This is a genomic window from Spirochaeta thermophila DSM 6192, from assembly GCF_000147075.1.
GTDB lineage: Bacteria > Spirochaetota > Spirochaetia > Winmispirales > Winmispiraceae > Winmispira > Winmispira thermophila_A.
This window is the reverse complement of the sequence record NC_014484.1, coordinates 1673410-1689994: the sequence shown is the minus strand read 5'-3', so window position 1 is coordinate 1689994 and position 16585 is coordinate 1673410. Positions and strand designations below refer to the sequence as shown.

Below are 16585 nucleotides of genomic sequence, written 5' to 3'. Positions count from 1 at the left end.
CACCTATTAGATTAAGGAGGAGATACCCCATGAAGCGCGGCAAGACACGCGCACTGACTGAGACACAGTATACCCTCTCTGGCCTCATGAAGCAAGTAGAGGCCCAGCTCCGGGAGGAGGTACGCCACACCTACAAGACGTACCTGGAGCACCTCCTTGAGGCACTGAGAGAGGAGGCAGTAGGGCGACCGCGATATGCACGAGGGGAGGCTGAGAAGCCACCGTACTACCGGTACGGCTACAGGAAGTGGAAGAGTGTGCAGACCCCATGGGGGCCGATCGAGGAGGTACGCGTGCCCCGGATCCGCACCGGCGGGGGGAAGGAGGTGAAGTTGGTCGCCTATGAGCAGAGGCTCGTGGCCCTCACCGAGCAGCTCCTCCTTGGGTATGTGGGAGGGATGAGCGCGCGGAGATATGCCATCCTGTTACGGGAGTTAGGGATAGGCGAGGCCCACCCTCAGACGATCTTACGGATCATAAAGCGTCTTCGTGAGGAGAAGGAGCGGTGGCGGAGGCGGCCGCTTAGTGGGGTGAAGGCGCTCGTGCTGGATGGGGTGTGGGGAAAGCTGAGGGGAAAAGGGAGGAGGGGGCTGGTGGTCTTGAGTGCCGTGGGGGTGAAGGAGGACGGGTCTCATGAGCTCCTCGACTGGGTCGTTGCGGAGCGGGAGGAGCGAGCGAGCTACGAGCGACTGCTTACCAGGCTCTATGAGCGGGGGCTTCATGAGGTGGAGCTGGTGGTGGCCGATGAGGCTGAGGGGATCTGGCAGGCCGTGGAGACGGTGTATCCTGAGGCGAAGAAGCAGGTATGCCTCTGGCACCTTGAGCGGACCCTTGAGCGGACGCTCCTCAATGAACTGAGAGGTAAGGAGAAGAGGCACGTACAGGAGATGCGGCGGGCATTTCGGGATGCCTACCGGAAGCTTTTGGCGGCACGAGAGAAGGAGGAGGCGGAGAAGGCCCTTGAGGGGTTCTGGAAGGAGTGGGGAGCCCGTGCGCCGCGGATGAGTGCCGCACTCCTGTGGCGGAAGGAGCGGCTCTTCTCCTATCTGGAGTTACCCTATGAGTGGAAGGAGAAGGTGAGGACGAACGCCCTTGTGGAGAACCTCTTTCGGCACATGAGGACATTTCTTCGACGGTATCCTGGGTATATGAGCCGTGCCCATGCGGATGAGGCGGTAGGCCTCTACGTGGTGGGCATGCAGATACACACGCAGTGTGGGAGACGCACCCCTTATCAGCTCCAGCTCAATTTCAACACTCCTCCTTGACAGTGCCCGAACTCCGATTTCTTTGCATCTTTTCGAGTGATGTGGTATGATGATTTCTATCGGCTATCCCGCACCTTCGAGCTGCAGAAACCTGTTTCAGAAGATATGAAAAGAATAGTATAGAAGGAGGTTTTTATATGGAAGAGCATACCTTTCGCACTTTTTTGTGGCGAGTGGTGTCCATTCATACCATCGTATATTTCATTGCGGGAATACTTGCGCTTGTATTCATGAACTACAAGGAACTCTTTGCCGGGGAGATGCTCTCCGTATTCATGAGGCCGGTGGACTCCCCCTGGGTGGCAGCTGGTCCTGCGTTGCAGGTCTTCAGGGGGATACTCCTTGCCTGCATCCTCTATCCATTCAGGAAGGTCTTCCTCGAGGCCTCATACGGCTGGCTCACATTGTGGCTTCTCGTGCTGGGACTCTCGTTCGTCTCGACGATAGGTCCTACCGTGGGATCGTTTGAAGGGTTCATCTACACGAAATTCCCCATCCCGTACCATCTTCTTGCAATACCGGAGGCAGTCGTATACTCCTTCGGCTTTTCCTATCTCCTCTGTGCGTGGTACAGAAGACCCCGGAGGCTCTGGGCCGTGCTCTCTATTGTGCTTGTCGCCTTTATCCTGTTGATGAGTGTAATGGGAGTGTTGTCCAGTCTCGGCATCTTGAATGCCGCGTGACGGCGTGGAGGATGCGGGAATGAGTACCGATGCAAAATCCCGGATTGGTGGAATGGGCTGCATTATCCTCGGTGTGTTCGCCCAGTTCGTGGCGGATCTGCATGGCTTTGTGAGCCTGTATCAGGGCAGACTCGTCGTCCCTTCCGACATCTATCTGGTGATAGGAAGCGTGGGGGAGCCCGTTCTGATCGTCTCGATACTCTTTGTGGGCATCTGATTCACCGGAGCGTGGGAAAGGTTCGGGGAGAAGCCGGCACGGTTCCTGTCCGCCTCCTTTGTGCTCTACGCCGTGGAAAGATGCTTCTGGGCCTTTTCCGATATCAATTTCGCCCTTTCCATGAACAAGGGGGCCGATCATGTTCTGAGCCCGGAGGTGTCTGGTATGCTCCTGGGAATCTCTGCTCTTTTCGCAGGGATAACAGCGGGCGTGATCATATCCTCCCAGATGGCCCTCTTCTTTCACAGGATCGGAGATGGGATGGGTTTCAGGGCGAGTATTGCGATCATCGTCTCCATGGTAGTGGGCATGGCTTCCAAGATCGCCACGATGTACGTATTCCCGATGGAGCTCACGATAGTATTCCTCCTTTCGATGGGGGTGAAGAGCGTGGGGCTCTGTGTCATCGGTATGACCTTCTTCAGGTTCTCGGAGGAGGACCGCCGTGTGCGTTTGGCTGAAGCGTGAGGCGGACTCCCCTCTTCTCGAGCGGCGGAGGGGGTAATGGATTTCTCCCGGATCTCAGGAACATATGAACGGGCGGCTTCTGTTCAGCGTGCAGCTTCGGATGTCCTGCTGGATCTGTTGGGGATAAAGGGCAGTGAGGATGTCCTGGATGTGGGGTGCGGTACAGGAGGCATCACGAAGAGGATCAGGGGGTTGACGCGCGGTAAGGTCGTGGGGATCGATCCCTCTCCGGGGATGATAGAGGAGGCCAGGAAAGGGGTCGAGGGACTCGATGTGAGTTTCGAACTCAGGGGCGCGGAGGAGATGGAGTACCAGGAGGAATTCGATGTGATCTTCGCCAATTCCTCGTTCCAGTGGTTCGAGGACCCCGAAAAGGCGATACGGAACTGTCATCGGGCGCTGAGAAGGGACGGCAGGATCGGCATCCAGGCTCCGGCGAGGAACGTCTATTGCCCTAATTTCCTCCAGGCGATCGAAATGGTGATGAGAGACGATCGAACCAAGAGGATCTTCTCCCGCTTCAGGAACCCGTGGTTCTTCCTCGAAACGGCTGAAGAGTACAGATCCTTTTTCGAGGATTGTGGATTCAAGGTGACCTTTGTGGAGCTCAGGAGCATCGTGACATTGCATACCCCCCAAGAGGTGTTCAGGATATTCTCATCCGGGGCGATAGCAGGGTATCTGAACGAGGCCTACTACGATATCGCGCTGACTCAGGAGTACATCGAGCGCTTCGTTGAGATAGTGAAGGGGGTTTTCGAGAGGCAGGCTGAAGAGGATGGTATGGTCCGTCTGCGCTTCAACAGGATATTCCTCACTGGGGTGAAGGAGTGATGTGCCATCGATTCCCCCTTCTCGGCCGTACACGTGGACTGTTGCCCGTTCCATCGCTCAGGAGGTGAGAGCCTCGTGCAAGACACGCCGGCCCGGCTGAGCTGGCGTGTGATCTTGCAGGTGAAGGACGCGTGAGCAGGAGTCTCTCCCCGAAGCGAGGCCCTCCTTGTCACGGCGCGGTGTCGTACCCCTTGCCCGTATTCCTTTGCAGAAGCCCCTGAGCGACGTACCATGCCGTGATCATGGCGGTGGGCACCCCTCCGGGGGAGTGTGCCCAGTGACCTGCGAAGTAGAGCCCTCTTATGCCCAGATCCCTGGAAGGGTGAAGGCGGGGATTACGGGATGGATCCCAGTTCCATCCCGCGGTGGCCCCGCGCCAGTTCCCGGTATACCGTTCGAACGTGAGAGGGGTGGCGCTCTCCATCACCCTTATGTGCGCACTGAGCCCGGGTATGAATTCCTCCACCTCTTTGATGAGCCTCCAGGCTTCCTTCTGCTTTTGCTCTCTATAGGCTTCACGGCTCATCCCTTTCCACCGTTCGTAGGGACTGGAATATCCCAGCCACAGGGCATGGCATCCTTCTGGAACCACGGAGGGGTCGTCCCTGTCGAGCTATACCACGTGAAACGGTTCCCTCTCGCCAGGATCGAAGGTGACATGGTTCGCATGGAATCGATTCAGACTCGATGCGAGCTCTTCGTCATGATCGATACCCAGATATACCACGAACATCGACTCCGAAGGGGAACCCTTCTTCAGCGCCTCGAGGAAAGGCGTCGGGAGGTGCTCTTCCCCGAGCAATCCCAGGAGGGAAGTGCGCATATCTGCGGCGGTTACCACGTATCGGGCGCTCACTTCGCTTCCGTCTTCCAGCCGGACCCCTGTGACCCTCCTGTCCTTTACCAGGATGCGACTCACCCCCTTCCCGAGATGGATCGTCCCGCCGTGGCCCGTGATGTACGAGACGAATGCCTCGGGGATTACCTGCATCCCTCCGATGGGCATGTGGTAGTCGTGGAAGAAGGAGTACCACATGCCCAGGGTCACGAGGCCATCCATCACGGGGTAACCGAGAATGCCGAGGAGCCTCCTCAGCGTTGGATCGGCGAAATACCTGGTGAGGAGATCGTGATTGGTCTGCTTATGGGCCTTCGCCATGGCCCATGGGGCGCGGGGATTCTTGAGTATCAGGCGACACATGGTGCGGAGGGCACCCTTTCCACCCCCGAACATCACGTTGCTCTCGTGCATGGCTTTGAATGCCGCCTCTCCCGCCTTCACCCATGAGAAGTAGCGTTTGAGGTGTCGGCGCTCGTGAGGAAATACACGGGAGAACGCCTCGCACACCTGTGTGGAGGAGTGCAGGGGGATATCGTAGGTTTCCCAGCTCAACTGGTAGTCCGCCCTGATGAATCGGAGTCGGTCATGCAGCCCGAGATCCTCCAGGATGGGAAGGACGATCCCGCTCGAACAGAGGGAAGTGGTCCCCCCAGGGAAGGTGAACCCCTTCCTTTGAAACGAGGAGACGTATCCTCCGGGAACGGTGTGCTGTTCGAAGACATGTACGTCCATACCGGCTCGGGCGAGATAGGCGGCCGTGGTGAGCCCCCCGATACCGGCCCCGATCACGATGACATCGGTGTCTCTCATGTCGTTCCTCCTTCGATCGATTGAAGTTCCATCTGTCTTCGTGCGAGGAGACCCGATCCCACGATGATGAGAAGGGCTCCCGTACCCCCAAGGGGGAGGGACGACGGCCTCGGCGGTGAAAGGGCGAACACTGTAAAGTAGCTCACAAGAGGGAGGACCTGCTGGGGAAGATTCTGGATCGGAACCAGCCTTACCGCATCCCCTGATCGGAAAGCCCGCTGGGTTTCGGCGATCCCGAAGATGCTTGCCGTGAAGATCACCAGAGAGGCCAGTCCCATGAAGGTGAGCTCGGAATGGCTGAGGCTACCCGAACTCCACCGCATGAGATGTCCCATGAGGAAGGCGAGCCAGAGGTTCGATTGCACATAGAGGAGCCCGGCATTGAGAATGTGCAGGATCCCTTCGTGCCTCTTCATACTCCCTTTGAGCGTGTGACAGAGTATGGAAAGGGATGCGACCGCCGTGGTGAAGATGATGAATCTCATGAACAGAACCGGATCGCGCAGGTCGACCCCCTTCATGTCCACCGTGAGTCCGCTGAGACCGAAGAGGGTGACCGCGATCATCACCAGGATGATCCCCGCTACATCTTCGAGCCGGACGGATTCCCGGGCGATGAGCATGCCTGCCAGGGCCAGGACGATGAGTCCCATGCTCATCAGCCCCGGTACGATGGCAGGTCCGAGGTGCCCCAGGGCGAGCATGTTGAGAGGGGTGCCGAAGAGGAACTGGAGACCGAATCCCACGAGCCAGAGAGGGCTTTGTACCACGTGACGCATGAGGTGGGGGGTCTCCTTGGGCACGCGGGCCACGGCCACCTTCTGGAGGACGAGGCCGAGATTGAAAGCGACTCCTGCTGCGAGTGCCGAGAGGATGCCGAGAAGGTAGGTGGGCATAGCACACTCCTTTCTTTCTCGTGTGATGTGACGATTCCTGGAGAAGATACTCACTCGGGAGTCTGCTCCAAGGAACGCTCGGTGCGTGGCTCCTCCGTACTCCGACGGGATTCGATGAGTCTCAGGAGGGTGGCCGCGTCCACCGTCACCGGTTCCCCTCCCATCTTGAGGCTCGTGTTCCGGGTAATGGCGAGCCCGGTGATCGCCGAATAGAGAAGGACGAAGTGCTGGAGGGGGTCTCCTTCGCGGAAACAGCCTGTTCTCTGACCTTCGGCGATCACCGCGGCAACGGCACGGGCGCTCTCCATGCCGCTCCTGAATATGTCATTTGCTTGGGAGGGGAGGGCCTCCGCCATCAGCATGATCTGAGCGGCCAGGATGTAGTAGGCCGGTTCCTTCTCCATCCCCTGAAGCATGAGATCCAGTACACGAAGGAGCGTGGACCGCGGATCCCCGGATTCGTGTGCGACTCGGGCGGTTGCTTCCGTGCTCCTCACGAGACGGCCGACCAGTTCTGCATAGATCTCTTCTTTCGATCTGAAGTAGTGGTAGACCAGTCCGTGGCTGATACCGGCGACTGCAGCGATCTCATGGATCTTTGTCGCCGTGTAGCCCTTTTGGATGAAGACCTCCAGTGCGCCGGAGAGTATCTGTTCCCTTCGCTCATCCCGGATCCTTGTATTTTCTTCCCGATCTCGTGGTGACATGTGACTTCCTTTTTTGATTTACTAGTCAATCAAAAATATTGTATCACTGTTTTCCCGTCCTGTCAAGTCGCTCGATAGGATCTCATCATGAGATGGCATCGCGTTCAGACCTCTCGGTACACAGAAGAGGAGGTGTTATCGGTTCATTACTAGAGTAGCGCTGTACGAGATGCAGTGAAGACGTGACCTTTCACATGGGCCTCGGATATGGAGGACTCGGTTCTCACGAGGCCTGGATCAGGGGACGAACGTTATGGGTACCGCCTGGTCCTTGAAGTGACATTCGGCTGCCATGTCGATGTGGAATTCGTATACTTCTGCTTTGTAGAACGTGACCTCGGAATGGAAGATGAGACTGATTCCTTCGTCGGTCGTCTGATCCAGAGGAGGATCTATGTCGAAAAATACGAGGCGGTCAGCGTATAAGTCCGGAGGGCCCTGTATCCGCAACTTACCGTCGCTGAATGAGAAGGCATCGTAGAAATCGAATCGGTTGGCCGCTCCCGCGTCTTCGAAGTAGTCGTACGAACTTATGTCCTCGACGTTTGCGAGTATGATTTCCAACCTGTCGTATTGTGTGGAATACTCCACCCGTTCCACCACCCACTCCTCTTCGCCATGGGGACCGGTGATACAGGTGATACACAACGAACAGCCCACCACTATGCTTGCCAGGAGGACGTTGGGGAGATGTTTCATCGTATCCTCCCCCTTTCTGCTCCTTTTCCGCCGGAGGCACCTTTCCTCGTCCATGGTGACCGCATTCCCGTTCTCTCCTTGGCCGGAGCACGAGATTCCGATGGTCCAGGGTGCCGGACTGTGATGCCTCTCAAGCCCCCATACAGTATAGTGCGGTTCTCTGTGTCCCACAAGGACTTCGGGTCGGTTCCGCGCTTCGACCTGTGCGAGCTTCTGTTGTCGCACGTATTCCTCTTCCTCCGCTGGATCCTACGCACCTGCAGGTGGGCTCGCGCATGTTCATGACCTGATCATCGAGTGACTGTCATGATGTGACCGTGTCTCTGGATGAGGTGAGGCCACAGGGGTATATTGTTACTGTTATGGTAGAAGGAGTACTCTTCGCCGGGAAGTGTGTCGCGGTGAAGAGGTTTCTGGTGGTAGGCCTGGGCCTTCTCTTCGTGGGACTTTCTCTCGGCTGTTCGTTCTCCGAGGATGCCGAGACTCCCATGCCGCCGGTGCCGGTGGAAAAGATGGGATGGGTCTCTACAGGTGCTCGTCCGTACGGGGTTGCAGTAGAGGAAGCCTATGCCTATGTGGCGGCTGGATCGGCTGGGTTCATGGTCGTGGATGTGAGCGACCCTACCACTCCCCAGGTGGTAGGACATCTAGGTACAGGAGGCTTTGCGAACGAGGTGGACGTGAGTGGGGGATACGCCTATGTGGCGGCTGGTGAGGGCGGGCTTCTGGTGGTGGATGTGACCGATCCTGTGTCCCCTCGGCCGGTGGGGCATGTGGAGACAACCGGTTATATGACAGGGGTGGACGTGAGCGGGGGGTACGCCTATGTGACGGCTGGTTCCGAAGGGTTCGTGGTGGTGGACGTGGGTGATCCTGCTGCCCCTCGGGTGGTCTCACGGGTGGAGAACGTCGGCCGTGGGAGTGGAGTAGTGGTGGCCGGCGACTACGCCTATGTACACACTGGGTATGAGTCCACTGTATTCGTGGTGGATGTGAGTGACCCTTCAGAGCTCCAAGTAAAGGGAACATTGGAGGCGAGTGGAGATGTGGAAGGACTCGCCGCAGGGGACACGCATCTCTACGTGGCGGATTGGTCCGCGGGTCTTCTCGTGGTCGATGTGAGTGATCCCGGGAACCCACAGGTTGAAGCACGGATGGATCAATTGAGAGGTATCCGCGCGGTGGGACTGGCCGGACAGTATGTCTATGGCTATAGCAGCGGGAATATCCTCGTGGTGGATGTGAGTGATCCTGCCGCCCCTGAGGTGGTGGGAGAAGTGGAAGCAGGAGGATATCGAGTGGAGGGACTTGTCGTCTCAGAGGGGTATCTCTACGCGGCAGAGTGGTCTACCGGCCTTTTCGTGGTGGATGTGGGGAGCCCCGGTGTGCCTCAGGTGGTCGGGAAGGTGGATACAGTGGGGAGTCCCACAGGCGTCGACGTGGCGGAAGGGTATGCCTGTGTGGTCGATGATGCCGGTCGTCTTCTCGTGGTGGATGTGAGCGATCGCTCTCATCCCCGGCTGGTGGCTCAGGTGGATACAGACGGCCGGGGCTATGGGGTGGCTCTCCATGGGGGGTATGCGTACATTGCGGACGGTCCGGAGGGACTCGTCGTGGTGGATATGACAATCCCGACTGCACCTGAGGTGAGGGGACGACTTTCCTGCTATGCGGAGGGGGTTGCGGTGGTTGGGGAGTATGTCTATGTGGCGGATTGGGCTACCGGGGCCCTCGTGGTCGATGTCGGTGACCCTGCTCATCCCGAGGTGAAGGCCCTGATTCCTGCGAAAAAAGGAGCGAGAGGAGTGACCGGGACTGGAAGGTATGTTTACGTGGGTGATGGGAACGAACTCCTTGTGGTGGATGTGAGTGATCCCCTCTCTCCTGCGCCCCCTAAAAAGGTGGAGATACTTGAGAATCTGCCCATAGCTGCTCTTGCAGCGGATGAAGACCATGTCTATGTGGCCGCCGGTCCCGAGGGTCTTGTGGTGGTGGATGTGAGCGATCCTGTTTCGCCTGCGGTGAAGGGACGGGTGAGTACGGATGGAAATGCGCAGGATGTGGCTCTGATCGGACCTTACGTCTGTGTCGCGGCCGAGAATGAGGGACTCGTTGTGGTGGATGTGAGTGATCCCGCCGTTCCTGAGGTGAGGGGACGTGAGGATACGGATAGCTGGGCGAGGGGAGTGGCGGTGGAGGGCCGTTATGTCTATGTGGCGGATGGCTCTCCCGCAGATTATGACGGCGGCCTCGTGGTGATGCGTATAGGTGAGTAGGAATCCGGAGCTTCGAGATGGTGGCGTGGGGTATCGCACTGATCACCGACCGGCGGACCCGGCCCTTTCTCGACGATCCGAGGACGGCCGACTCCCTGTTCTGACCTGGCTCGACCGCGTGGCGGGCGGCCTCGAGTGGGGGTGCGGGCGGCCTTCCGGGCCCTGGAGGCCGCGGTTGCAGCCTTCAACGAACTTCCCGTGGTGCGCACCCTCCGCAAGACCCGGGTGGGGATCGTGGACGGGATCCTCATGAACTGCACCGCCGAGTACTTCCGTCCCTTATCCTTGATACCCTGTCGATATATGTAGTGGATGATCGAACGAACCCCGTGACGCGGAGGGGGAATTATGGTAAAGAAGGTTTCATAAGGAGCGTCTATGGCACGGACCGGCGACCGGAGGGGGCGGAAGCCCCAGCCTGACAGCGTCACCATAAAGGATATCGCCCGCGAGGCCAATGTGAGTGTGACCACGGTGTCGAATGTGATCCATGGACGGTACCACAGGGTCTCGCCCGCCACGGTGGAGAAGGTGAGGAGCATCATCCGCAAGTACAACTACACCCCCAACATGTTCGCGCGGTCGCTCGTGAAGCAGCAATCACGCATCATCGGGGTGATCAACCACCTCATTCCCAGTCAGCATGGAAGCTTCCTCCAGGATCTCTTCCACGGGACCTTCGTCGGGGGTATAGAGCGTACGCTCAGGGGGCGCGACTACTTCCTCATGCTGCGGACGGTGGACGACACCAGGGAGTTGTACTCGCTCCTCAAGCACTGGAACATGGACGGCGTGATAGTGGTGGGGCTCTTCAAGGACGAGTTCTTCGACCTCCTCCTCTCCTCGGGTACACCCCTCGTGCTGATCGACAGCTACATCGACGTGGAGAGCGACAGGGTCTTCAAGGTGGGGCTCGAAGACTACAAGGGAGGTTATCTCGCCACCAAGTACCTCATCCAGAAGGGACATACTCGCATCGCGTTCGCAGGGCCGGAGATCCTGGACGGTGGGGTGGTCGCCGAGCGCTTCCGCGGGTATCGCGACGCTCTCGAGGAGGCGGGACTTCCGTTCAGGGAGGAAGACGTGTTCATCCAGGACATCACCGTGGAGGAGGGGAAAAAGCTGGCCTACAAACTCTCGCGGGATGCCGGTATCACGGCGGTATTCGCAACGGCCGACAGCCTCGCGGCGGGTATCCTGCTGGGGACGCAGGATCTGGGAAGGCGGGTGCCCGAGGATCTCTCGATCGTGGGCTTCGACGACCTCCCGATGAGCCGGTTCACCCATCCGCCTCTCACCACCATACATCAGGATGTGGAGGAGAAGGGGGTGATGGCGGCCAACCTCCTCATCGACTTTCTCGAGGGAAAGCCCATCCCGCAGAGGGAGGTGGTCTTCTCGGTGCGCCTGGTTGAACGTTCCAGTGTGGCCGAGAGGCGGTCCTGAAGCGGGAGTGCATGCGCCTCTGGCGCCGGTGCGGAAATCCTTGACGGAGTGGAAAGAGGGGGGTACTATGTAATCGTGTTTAACGTTAAACCGCCGGAATGGAGTTCCCGTCATCCTTACCGTGACAGGATGCTCACATGAAGATCAGAACGCGTCTCCTCCTGCTCGTGAACAGTGTGATCGTACTCTTCGTCTCGACGGTGGCCCTCTATTTCTTCCTCCTGGCGCCGTTCCAGGTCATGCGTCGGGAGCAGGAGGTGCTCGTTCGGGCCGAGACCTCCTTGAGGAATCTGCGCTACGTGGTGAACCGCCTCGATACCCTCGCGTTCAACCGTGGCCGTGAACTCCTCCGGGGGGCTATGGATGTGCTCTCGCGCGAGTTCGCAGAGGTCGCCGGCATCCGGGAGATCCGGAGGCGGGGGGCGGCTCTCTCCGATGCCCTCGCCACCATAGAGGAGCTCCAGGAGCTCAACGATCGCAATCTCACGGGGTTCCGCCGGCTCTACGAGTCGCTCTACGAGTATGCGGCCGAGGTGTACGGCAATCCGTCTCCGGTGATCCCCCGCAGGTTCTATAGCGACACCGCCATCCTGCGGGGGAAGGAGGAGCGTTACGCAGAGGCTCTCAAGACCCTCGAGCTCTTCTACACCGTGGGGGAGACCCTCTCCTCCAGCCTGGACTCTTCGCTCGCCGTATTCGAGGAGCAGAAGGCCTTCATCAATGAGGCGCTCGACCGCACGGAGCAGCGTGCCTTGCTCGTGACCGGCGGGTTTCTCGTGCTCCTCTTCTTCGTTGCGTTCTTGCTCTCGTTGCGGACGGGGCGGGGCCTTTCGCGTGCCACGGAACGGGTGGTCGCCGGGCTCTCGACCCTGGGCACGGGTGATCTCTCGGTGCGGTTCAAGGTGGAGAAGGTGAAGGACGAGTTCCAGCAGGTGATGGAGGGCATGAACCGTTTCGTCGGTGCCCTTTCCCGGGTGATCGCCTCGCTCAGGGAGACGGTGAGGCTGAACCGGGAGGCGGGGGATCTGCTGTTCCACGGCACCCAGATCGCGGATGCGAGGGTGAAGAGGATAGGTGAGGAGCTCTCGACGGTGCTCGGGGAGGTGGAAGAGCTGGAACGGGTGGCGGGGGCCACGTCGGATGCCGCCCGTGGGATCTCCCAGCAGATCGATCGGCTGGAGGAACAGGTGCGGTCCCAGACGGCGATGGTGGAGCAGTCCTCGAGCGCGATCGAGGAAATCATCGCGAGTCTCCGGGGCGTGGCTTCGCTCGCCGAAAGGGACAACGCGGTGGCCCTGAGGCTGGAAGGGGAGACGCGGGAGGCCCGGGAGGTGGTCTTCGCGGTGGGCGAGCGTATAGAGCAACTCGGTCAGTGGATGGACAGGGTACAGCGCATGGTGGATGTGATAAAGGACGTGGGCGACAGGACGAACATCCTGGCCATGAACGCGGCCATAGAGGCGGCGCGGGCGGGTGAGGCGGGGAGGGGCTTCTCTGTGGTGGCCCAGGAGATACGGAAGCTGGCCGAGACCGCCACGAGGGAGGCCGAGGGGATACACCGGGGGGTGCTGGAGATGATGGATGAGCTGCGGCAGATCCAGGAGGGGAGCGGGAGGATGCTCGCCGCGTTCGGGGTGATGGAAGGACACATCGGGGAGGTGTCGGCCTCGTTTCACGAGATGCACGAGCGGATCAGGGAGAGTGCCGCGGGGAGCCGGGAGATCCTGGAGGCCGTGGAGGAGCTGCGGACCGCGTCGGGGTTGATCAAGGAGTCGTCACAGGTTCTGAGCGGGCAACGCGACGTGGTGCGTGAGGGGAGCGAGCGGCTTCGGCGGGTGGCCGCGGGGGTGCGAGAGGCGATGCACAGGATCGCCGGCGAATCGGAAGAGCTCACCAGGGTGGCCGACGAGACGGCCCTCACCGCGGAACGGCTCAACAGGGCGGGGGAGGTCCTGGAACGGGAGATGGGGTATTTCTCGATATCCGAAGAGGTCATACAGTACTAGGCTCCGACGGAGCCGGGAGTGCACGAAGAGCAAAGAAAAGCTTGACAGGTGGAGTAACCGGGGTTAGAATAGTTTAACGTTAAACCTGCGGTGCAGGTTTCGCCCTCGGGGCGAAAAGACCCTGTGTATTGTGAGGAGGGTTTGATGAAACGAGTTGTTTCCCTGGTGGCCCTGCTGCTCCTTCTCGTAGGCACCCTGAGTGCCGGCGGTGCGGGCGAGCAGTCGGCCCAGAAGGAGATGGTGGTCCTCAAGCTGGGCATCTGGCCCGAGGAGACCATGACCGGCGACATCGAACTCCACAAGGAGTACGTGAAGCGGTTCCAGCAGAAGTATCCCAATGTGAAGGTGGTGCCCCAGCACTACAAGTACAGCGTGGATACCTTCGTCCCGCTCGCCGAGTCGGGCCAGCTTCCCACGATCTTCGAGACGTGGTTCACCGAGCCCCAGAAGCTCATCGCCGGCGGCTTCGTGAAGGATGTCACCGATGAGCTCGTCCAGCTCGGCTGGATCGACAAGATGAACCCCTCGGTCCGCCAGCTTCTCTCGGATGAGAACGGTCGGGTGTACGGCGTGCCGCGTGATGCCTATGCCCTCGGGCTCATGCTGAACGTGGCGCTCTTCCGCGAGGCGGGGCTTGTCGATGCGAACGGTCTTCCCAAGTATCCGAAGACGTGGCAGGAGCTCGCCGAGACCGCGAAGATCATCAAGGAGAAGACCGGCCAGGCCGGTATGGTCATCCTCGCCAAGGACAACGCGGGCGGCTGGCACTTCACGAACATCGCGTGGAGCTTCGGTGCGCGCTTCGAGGTCCAGAAGGACGGCAAGTGGATCGCCCAGATCGATACCCCGGAGGTGAAGGCCGCCCTCCAGTTCGTGCGCGATCTCAAGTGGAAGTATGATGTGCTCACTCCCGATCCCACGAGCGAGGACTGGGGTACCGGGTTCAGGGGGATCGGTACCGGGACTGCTGCCATGTATCTCGCGGCCCAGGACGCCGTGAACCAGCCCACCATGACGTACGGGCTTCCTGTCGAGGATCTGGCGCTGGTGCCGGTGCCTGCCGGTCCGGGGGGACAGTATTCGCTCATGGGTGGTACGCCGTACATGTTCGCCGCGAACGCCACGAAGGACGAGGTCCTGGCGGCGCTCGGATATCTCGAGATCATGGGTAAGGCCCCCGTGCTCACCGACGACGTGATCGAGGGGCTCAGGGCCGATGCGGCCAACCGCAAGGCCAACGGTGTGCCCGTGATCCCCACCTTCCCCGCATGGACCGATCCTGAGTACCTCAAGGTGCAGGACGAGATCCTCGCCGAGTACCGCAACGTGGACATGAGGCTCTACCAGGACTACTATGACGTGATCAAGAAGCCCGGTGTCCTCAGGCCGGAGGAGCCCATGCTCGCGCAGGACCTCTACGCCGAGCTCACCAAGTTGCTCCAGGCGGTGCTCACCGACGAGAACGCCGACATCGATACCCTGCTCGCGAGGGCCCAGAAGAACTTCCAGTCGCTCCTCGATGCGCAGGTGAACAACAAGTAGTATGCCTCGGGGCGTGCCTACGGGCACGCCCCTCTTCCGGATCTCTCAACCGCAAGGAGTATTCATGGGTACGTTACAGCGAGGGATTTCAGGCACAGGAAGGGGGAGGGTTTCTCCCTGGGATGCGGCAGGGTGGCTCCTCATGCTTCCCACGGTGGTGCTCTTCGCCTTCTTCGTGTGGGAGCCCCTTCTGGAGAGTATTCGACTTTCCCTCTATTCGGCGAAGGGGGTGCGTCTCCAGGAGTTCGTGGGGTTCAAGAATTACGTGGATGTGGTGCGGCATCCAGACTTCTGGGCAGCGGTCCGCAACACCTTCCTCTACACCTTCTGGTCGCTGGTGATCGGGTTCATGGTGCCGATAGTGATGGCTGTCTCCATCAACGAGATGTTCGCATTCAGGTCGTTCTACAAGATAGGGGTATACCTCCCCAACGTGGTGCCGGGGATGGCCACGGTGCTGCTGTGGGCCTTTCTCTTCAGGCCCGGAGAGACGGGTGCGCTCAACATCCTCCTGGGGAAGCTTGGATATCCTCCTCAGCCCTGGCTCAGCAATCCCCAGTGGACGATCCCCCTCATCGTAGCGACGCTCACCTGGAAGAGCGCAGGGGCGACCACGCTCATCTACATCGCGGGGTTGCAGGGAATTCCCTCGGAGCTCTACGAGGCTTCGATTATAGACGGGGCGGGGATATGGGCGAGGGTCCGCCACATCACCATTCCCCAGATCTTCAACCTCGCACGTACCTTGCTCATCCTGCAGATCATCTTCGTCTTCCAGATCCTCTACGAACCGCTCGTGATGACGAACGGGGGGCCCAACAACGCATCGGTGTCCCTCATGCTCCTGGTCTTCAGGTATGCGTTCGAGAAGTACGACTATCCCAAGGCCGGGGCGGTGTCGGTCATCATCTCGCTCATCCTCGTGTTCCTCACCTGGTTGTATTTCAAGCTGGTGAAGGAACAGGACACCCAGGGGGCCTAGCATGTTCATTCAGAAGCAGTACGGCATCATCCGAGACCACGACCTGCGTTCGCCCGTGGTGCTCATGGGCTACATAGGGCTCATCCTGCTGTGTGTCTTCTTCGTGGTGGTGGCGTTCGCTCCCATTCTCTGGCTCTTCTTCGCGAGTTTCAAGGATATCCGGGAGTTCGTGAGGGAGCCGACCTTCCTCCCTCGGTCGTTCGATTTCAGCAGGTTCGTGAAGACGTGGAACGATCTCAAGTTCGTGCGGTACTACCGGAATTCGCTCATTTCGGTGACGGGGTGTGTGATCTCTGCGGTCTTCTTCAACGGTCTGCTCGCGTACGCCCTCTCGAAGGTGAGGCCGCGGGGGTCGAAGCTCGTCTTCACTTTAGTGCTCTGGAGCCTCCTCATACCGCCTACCACGAGCATCGTGCCGCTGTTCATGAACATCGTGCGTTTGGGGATGGTCGGTACGTTCTTTCCCATCTGGTTCTCGTTCGGGGCGAATGCCTTCTACGTGATCCTCTTCAAGAACTTCTTCGATACCATCCCGCAGTCGCTCGTCGAGGCTTCGAGGCTGGACGGGTGCAATGAGTTCCAGATCTTCCGGAGGGTGGTGCTGCCGCTGAGCAGGCCGATCGTGATGGTGGTGGTGATCTATGCCGTGAATGCGGCCTGGTCGGATTTCCTCCTGCCGTACCTGGTGCTCACCAATTCGGGGCTCGAGACGGTGATGGTGCGGCTCTTCCAGTTCAGGGGGAGCTACACCACCGAGGTGGATATCCTCAGGGCCATCGTGTTCGCGGTGATTCCGCCGGTGGTGCTCTTCGTCCTGTTCCAGAAGCAGATCACCGAGATGGCGGCTCATTCGGGTATAAAGGGATAAGGTGTGTGCTCGAAAGAGGGGTGCCTCGGTATGGTGTGCCGG

General features: G+C 59.6%; 17 protein-coding genes. 12 read left to right on the top strand and 5 right to left on the bottom strand.

All coding sequences use genetic code 11. From position 1 onward, the window contains the following. The first annotated feature begins 29 nt into the window (after nucleotides 1-29). The 5 genes from STHERM_RS07700 (at nucleotide 30) to STHERM_RS07680 (ending at nucleotide 3470) form a co-directional block, all read left to right on the top strand. Nucleotides 30-1268 carry an IS256 family transposase gene (locus STHERM_RS07700; protein WP_013314126.1) on the top strand — a complete coding sequence of 413 codons (1239 nt, stop codon included), beginning with the start codon at nucleotides 30-32 and terminating at the stop codon, nucleotides 1266-1268. 137 nt (nucleotides 1269-1405) lie between these two features. Beyond that, on the top strand, nucleotides 1406-1951 hold the full coding sequence (locus STHERM_RS07695) for a hypothetical protein (RefSeq protein WP_013314329.1): 546 nt from the start codon (nucleotides 1406-1408) through the stop codon (nucleotides 1949-1951). A gap of 19 nt (nucleotides 1952-1970) precedes the next feature. Continuing rightward, nucleotides 1971-2168, top strand: coding sequence for a hypothetical protein (locus tag STHERM_RS07690; RefSeq protein ID WP_013314328.1), 198 nt, complete (start codon nucleotides 1971-1973; stop codon nucleotides 2166-2168). A 165-nt stretch (nucleotides 2169-2333) separates the two neighbouring features. Next, nucleotides 2334-2636, top strand: a complete 303-nt coding sequence (locus tag STHERM_RS07685; RefSeq protein ID WP_158304549.1) for a hypothetical protein — start codon at nucleotides 2334-2336, stop codon at nucleotides 2634-2636. Nucleotides 2637-2672: 36 nt separating this feature from the next. Next, complete coding sequence (locus STHERM_RS07680; protein WP_013314326.1) at nucleotides 2673-3470, top strand: class I SAM-dependent methyltransferase; 798 nt, start codon at nucleotides 2673-2675, stop codon at nucleotides 3468-3470. A 169-nt stretch (nucleotides 3471-3639) separates the two neighbouring features. Here STHERM_RS07680 and STHERM_RS07675 read toward each other — a convergent pair whose 3' ends face one another. From STHERM_RS07675 to STHERM_RS07655, 5 genes are all read right to left on the bottom strand, one after another. After that, nucleotides 3640-3996: an FAD-dependent oxidoreductase gene (locus STHERM_RS07675; protein ID WP_041623440.1), complete on the bottom strand. Its 357-nt coding sequence runs from the start codon at nucleotides 3994-3996 to the stop codon at nucleotides 3640-3642. Nucleotides 3997-4083: 87 nt separating this feature from the next. Beyond that, on the bottom strand, nucleotides 4084-5121 hold the full coding sequence (locus STHERM_RS07670) for a phytoene desaturase family protein (RefSeq protein ID WP_013314324.1): 1038 nt from the start codon (nucleotides 5119-5121) through the stop codon (nucleotides 4084-4086). After that, on the bottom strand, nucleotides 5118-6017 hold the full coding sequence (locus STHERM_RS07665) for a hypothetical protein (RefSeq protein ID WP_013314323.1): 900 nt from the start codon (nucleotides 6015-6017) through the stop codon (nucleotides 5118-5120). Before STHERM_RS07665 ends, STHERM_RS07670 begins: the two co-directional genes overlap by 4 nt. Before the next feature lie 50 nt (nucleotides 6018-6067). Continuing rightward, nucleotides 6068-6724, bottom strand: coding sequence for a TetR/AcrR family transcriptional regulator (locus STHERM_RS07660; RefSeq protein WP_013314322.1), 657 nt, complete (start codon nucleotides 6722-6724; stop codon nucleotides 6068-6070). A gap of 237 nt (nucleotides 6725-6961) precedes the next feature. Then, the gene (locus STHERM_RS07655; protein WP_148223891.1) at nucleotides 6962-7648 is read right to left on the bottom strand and encodes a hypothetical protein; all 687 of its coding nucleotides are present in this window, start codon (nucleotides 7646-7648) and stop codon (nucleotides 6962-6964) included. Nucleotides 7649-7785: 137 nt separating this feature from the next. On the opposite strand from STHERM_RS07655, the gene STHERM_RS11350 reads away from it, so the two are divergent. From STHERM_RS11350 to STHERM_RS07625, 7 genes are all read left to right on the top strand, one after another. Further along, nucleotides 7786-9699 (top strand): LVIVD repeat-containing protein, encoded by a 1914-nt coding sequence (locus STHERM_RS11350; protein WP_013314320.1) that lies wholly within the window; start codon nucleotides 7786-7788, stop codon nucleotides 9697-9699. Nucleotides 9700-9834: 135 nt separating this feature from the next. Continuing rightward, nucleotides 9835-10008, top strand: a complete 174-nt coding sequence (locus STHERM_RS11880; RefSeq protein ID WP_013314319.1) for a hypothetical protein — start codon at nucleotides 9835-9837, stop codon at nucleotides 10006-10008. Between the two features lie 69 nt (nucleotides 10009-10077). Continuing rightward, entirely contained in the window at nucleotides 10078-11145 is a 1068-nt protein-coding gene (locus STHERM_RS07645; protein ID WP_013314318.1) for a LacI family DNA-binding transcriptional regulator, read from the top strand. 137 nt (nucleotides 11146-11282) lie between these two features. Continuing rightward, on the top strand, nucleotides 11283-13151 hold the full coding sequence (locus STHERM_RS07640) for a methyl-accepting chemotaxis protein (RefSeq protein ID WP_013314317.1): 1869 nt from the start codon (nucleotides 11283-11285) through the stop codon (nucleotides 13149-13151). Nucleotides 13152-13295: 144 nt separating this feature from the next. Then, nucleotides 13296-14693, top strand: a complete 1398-nt coding sequence (locus STHERM_RS07635) for an ABC transporter substrate-binding protein (protein ID WP_013314316.1) — start codon at nucleotides 13296-13298, stop codon at nucleotides 14691-14693. A gap of 64 nt (nucleotides 14694-14757) precedes the next feature. Beyond that, the gene (locus tag STHERM_RS07630; RefSeq protein ID WP_041623438.1) at nucleotides 14758-15675 is read left to right on the top strand and encodes a carbohydrate ABC transporter permease; all 918 of its coding nucleotides are present in this window, start codon (nucleotides 14758-14760) and stop codon (nucleotides 15673-15675) included. A 1-nt stretch (nucleotide 15676) separates the two neighbouring features. Next, a complete protein-coding gene (locus STHERM_RS07625) occupies nucleotides 15677-16543 on the top strand; it encodes a carbohydrate ABC transporter permease (RefSeq protein ID WP_013314314.1) in 867 nt (288 codons plus the stop codon). Nucleotides 16544-16585: the final 42 nt, after the last annotated feature.

Bases quoted from the DNA above. Each gene is read 5' to 3' on its own strand.
- STHERM_RS07670 (WP_013314324.1), bottom strand. From the start codon at position 5,121: ATGAGAGACACCGATGTCATCGTGATCGGGGCCGGTATCGGGGGGCTC.
- STHERM_RS07700 (WP_013314126.1), top strand. From the start codon at position 30: ATGAAGCGCGGCAAGACACGCGCACTGACTGAGACACAGTATACCCTC.
- STHERM_RS07675 (WP_041623440.1), bottom strand. From the start codon at position 3,996: ATGAGCCGTGAAGCCTATAGAGAGCAAAAGCAGAAGGAAGCCTGGAGG.
- STHERM_RS07645 (WP_013314318.1), top strand. From the start codon at position 10,078: ATGGCACGGACCGGCGACCGGAGGGGGCGGAAGCCCCAGCCTGACAGC.
- STHERM_RS07665 (WP_013314323.1), bottom strand. From the start codon at position 6,017: ATGCCCACCTACCTTCTCGGCATCCTCTCGGCACTCGCAGCAGGAGTC.
- STHERM_RS07690 (WP_013314328.1), top strand. From the start codon at position 1,971: ATGAGTACCGATGCAAAATCCCGGATTGGTGGAATGGGCTGCATTATC.
- STHERM_RS11350 (WP_013314320.1), top strand. From the start codon at position 7,786: ATGGTAGAAGGAGTACTCTTCGCCGGGAAGTGTGTCGCGGTGAAGAGG.
- STHERM_RS07660 (WP_013314322.1), bottom strand. From the start codon at position 6,724: ATGTCACCACGAGATCGGGAAGAAAATACAAGGATCCGGGATGAGCGA.
- STHERM_RS07680 (WP_013314326.1), top strand. From the start codon at position 2,673: ATGGATTTCTCCCGGATCTCAGGAACATATGAACGGGCGGCTTCTGTT.
- STHERM_RS07695 (WP_013314329.1), top strand. From the start codon at position 1,406: ATGGAAGAGCATACCTTTCGCACTTTTTTGTGGCGAGTGGTGTCCATT.
- STHERM_RS07640 (WP_013314317.1), top strand. From the start codon at position 11,283: ATGAAGATCAGAACGCGTCTCCTCCTGCTCGTGAACAGTGTGATCGTA.
- STHERM_RS07630 (WP_041623438.1), top strand. From the start codon at position 14,758: ATGGGTACGTTACAGCGAGGGATTTCAGGCACAGGAAGGGGGAGGGTT.
- STHERM_RS07635 (WP_013314316.1), top strand. From the start codon at position 13,296: ATGAAACGAGTTGTTTCCCTGGTGGCCCTGCTGCTCCTTCTCGTAGGC.
- STHERM_RS07685 (WP_158304549.1), top strand. From the start codon at position 2,334: ATGCTCCTGGGAATCTCTGCTCTTTTCGCAGGGATAACAGCGGGCGTG.
- STHERM_RS07625 (WP_013314314.1), top strand. From the start codon at position 15,677: ATGTTCATTCAGAAGCAGTACGGCATCATCCGAGACCACGACCTGCGT.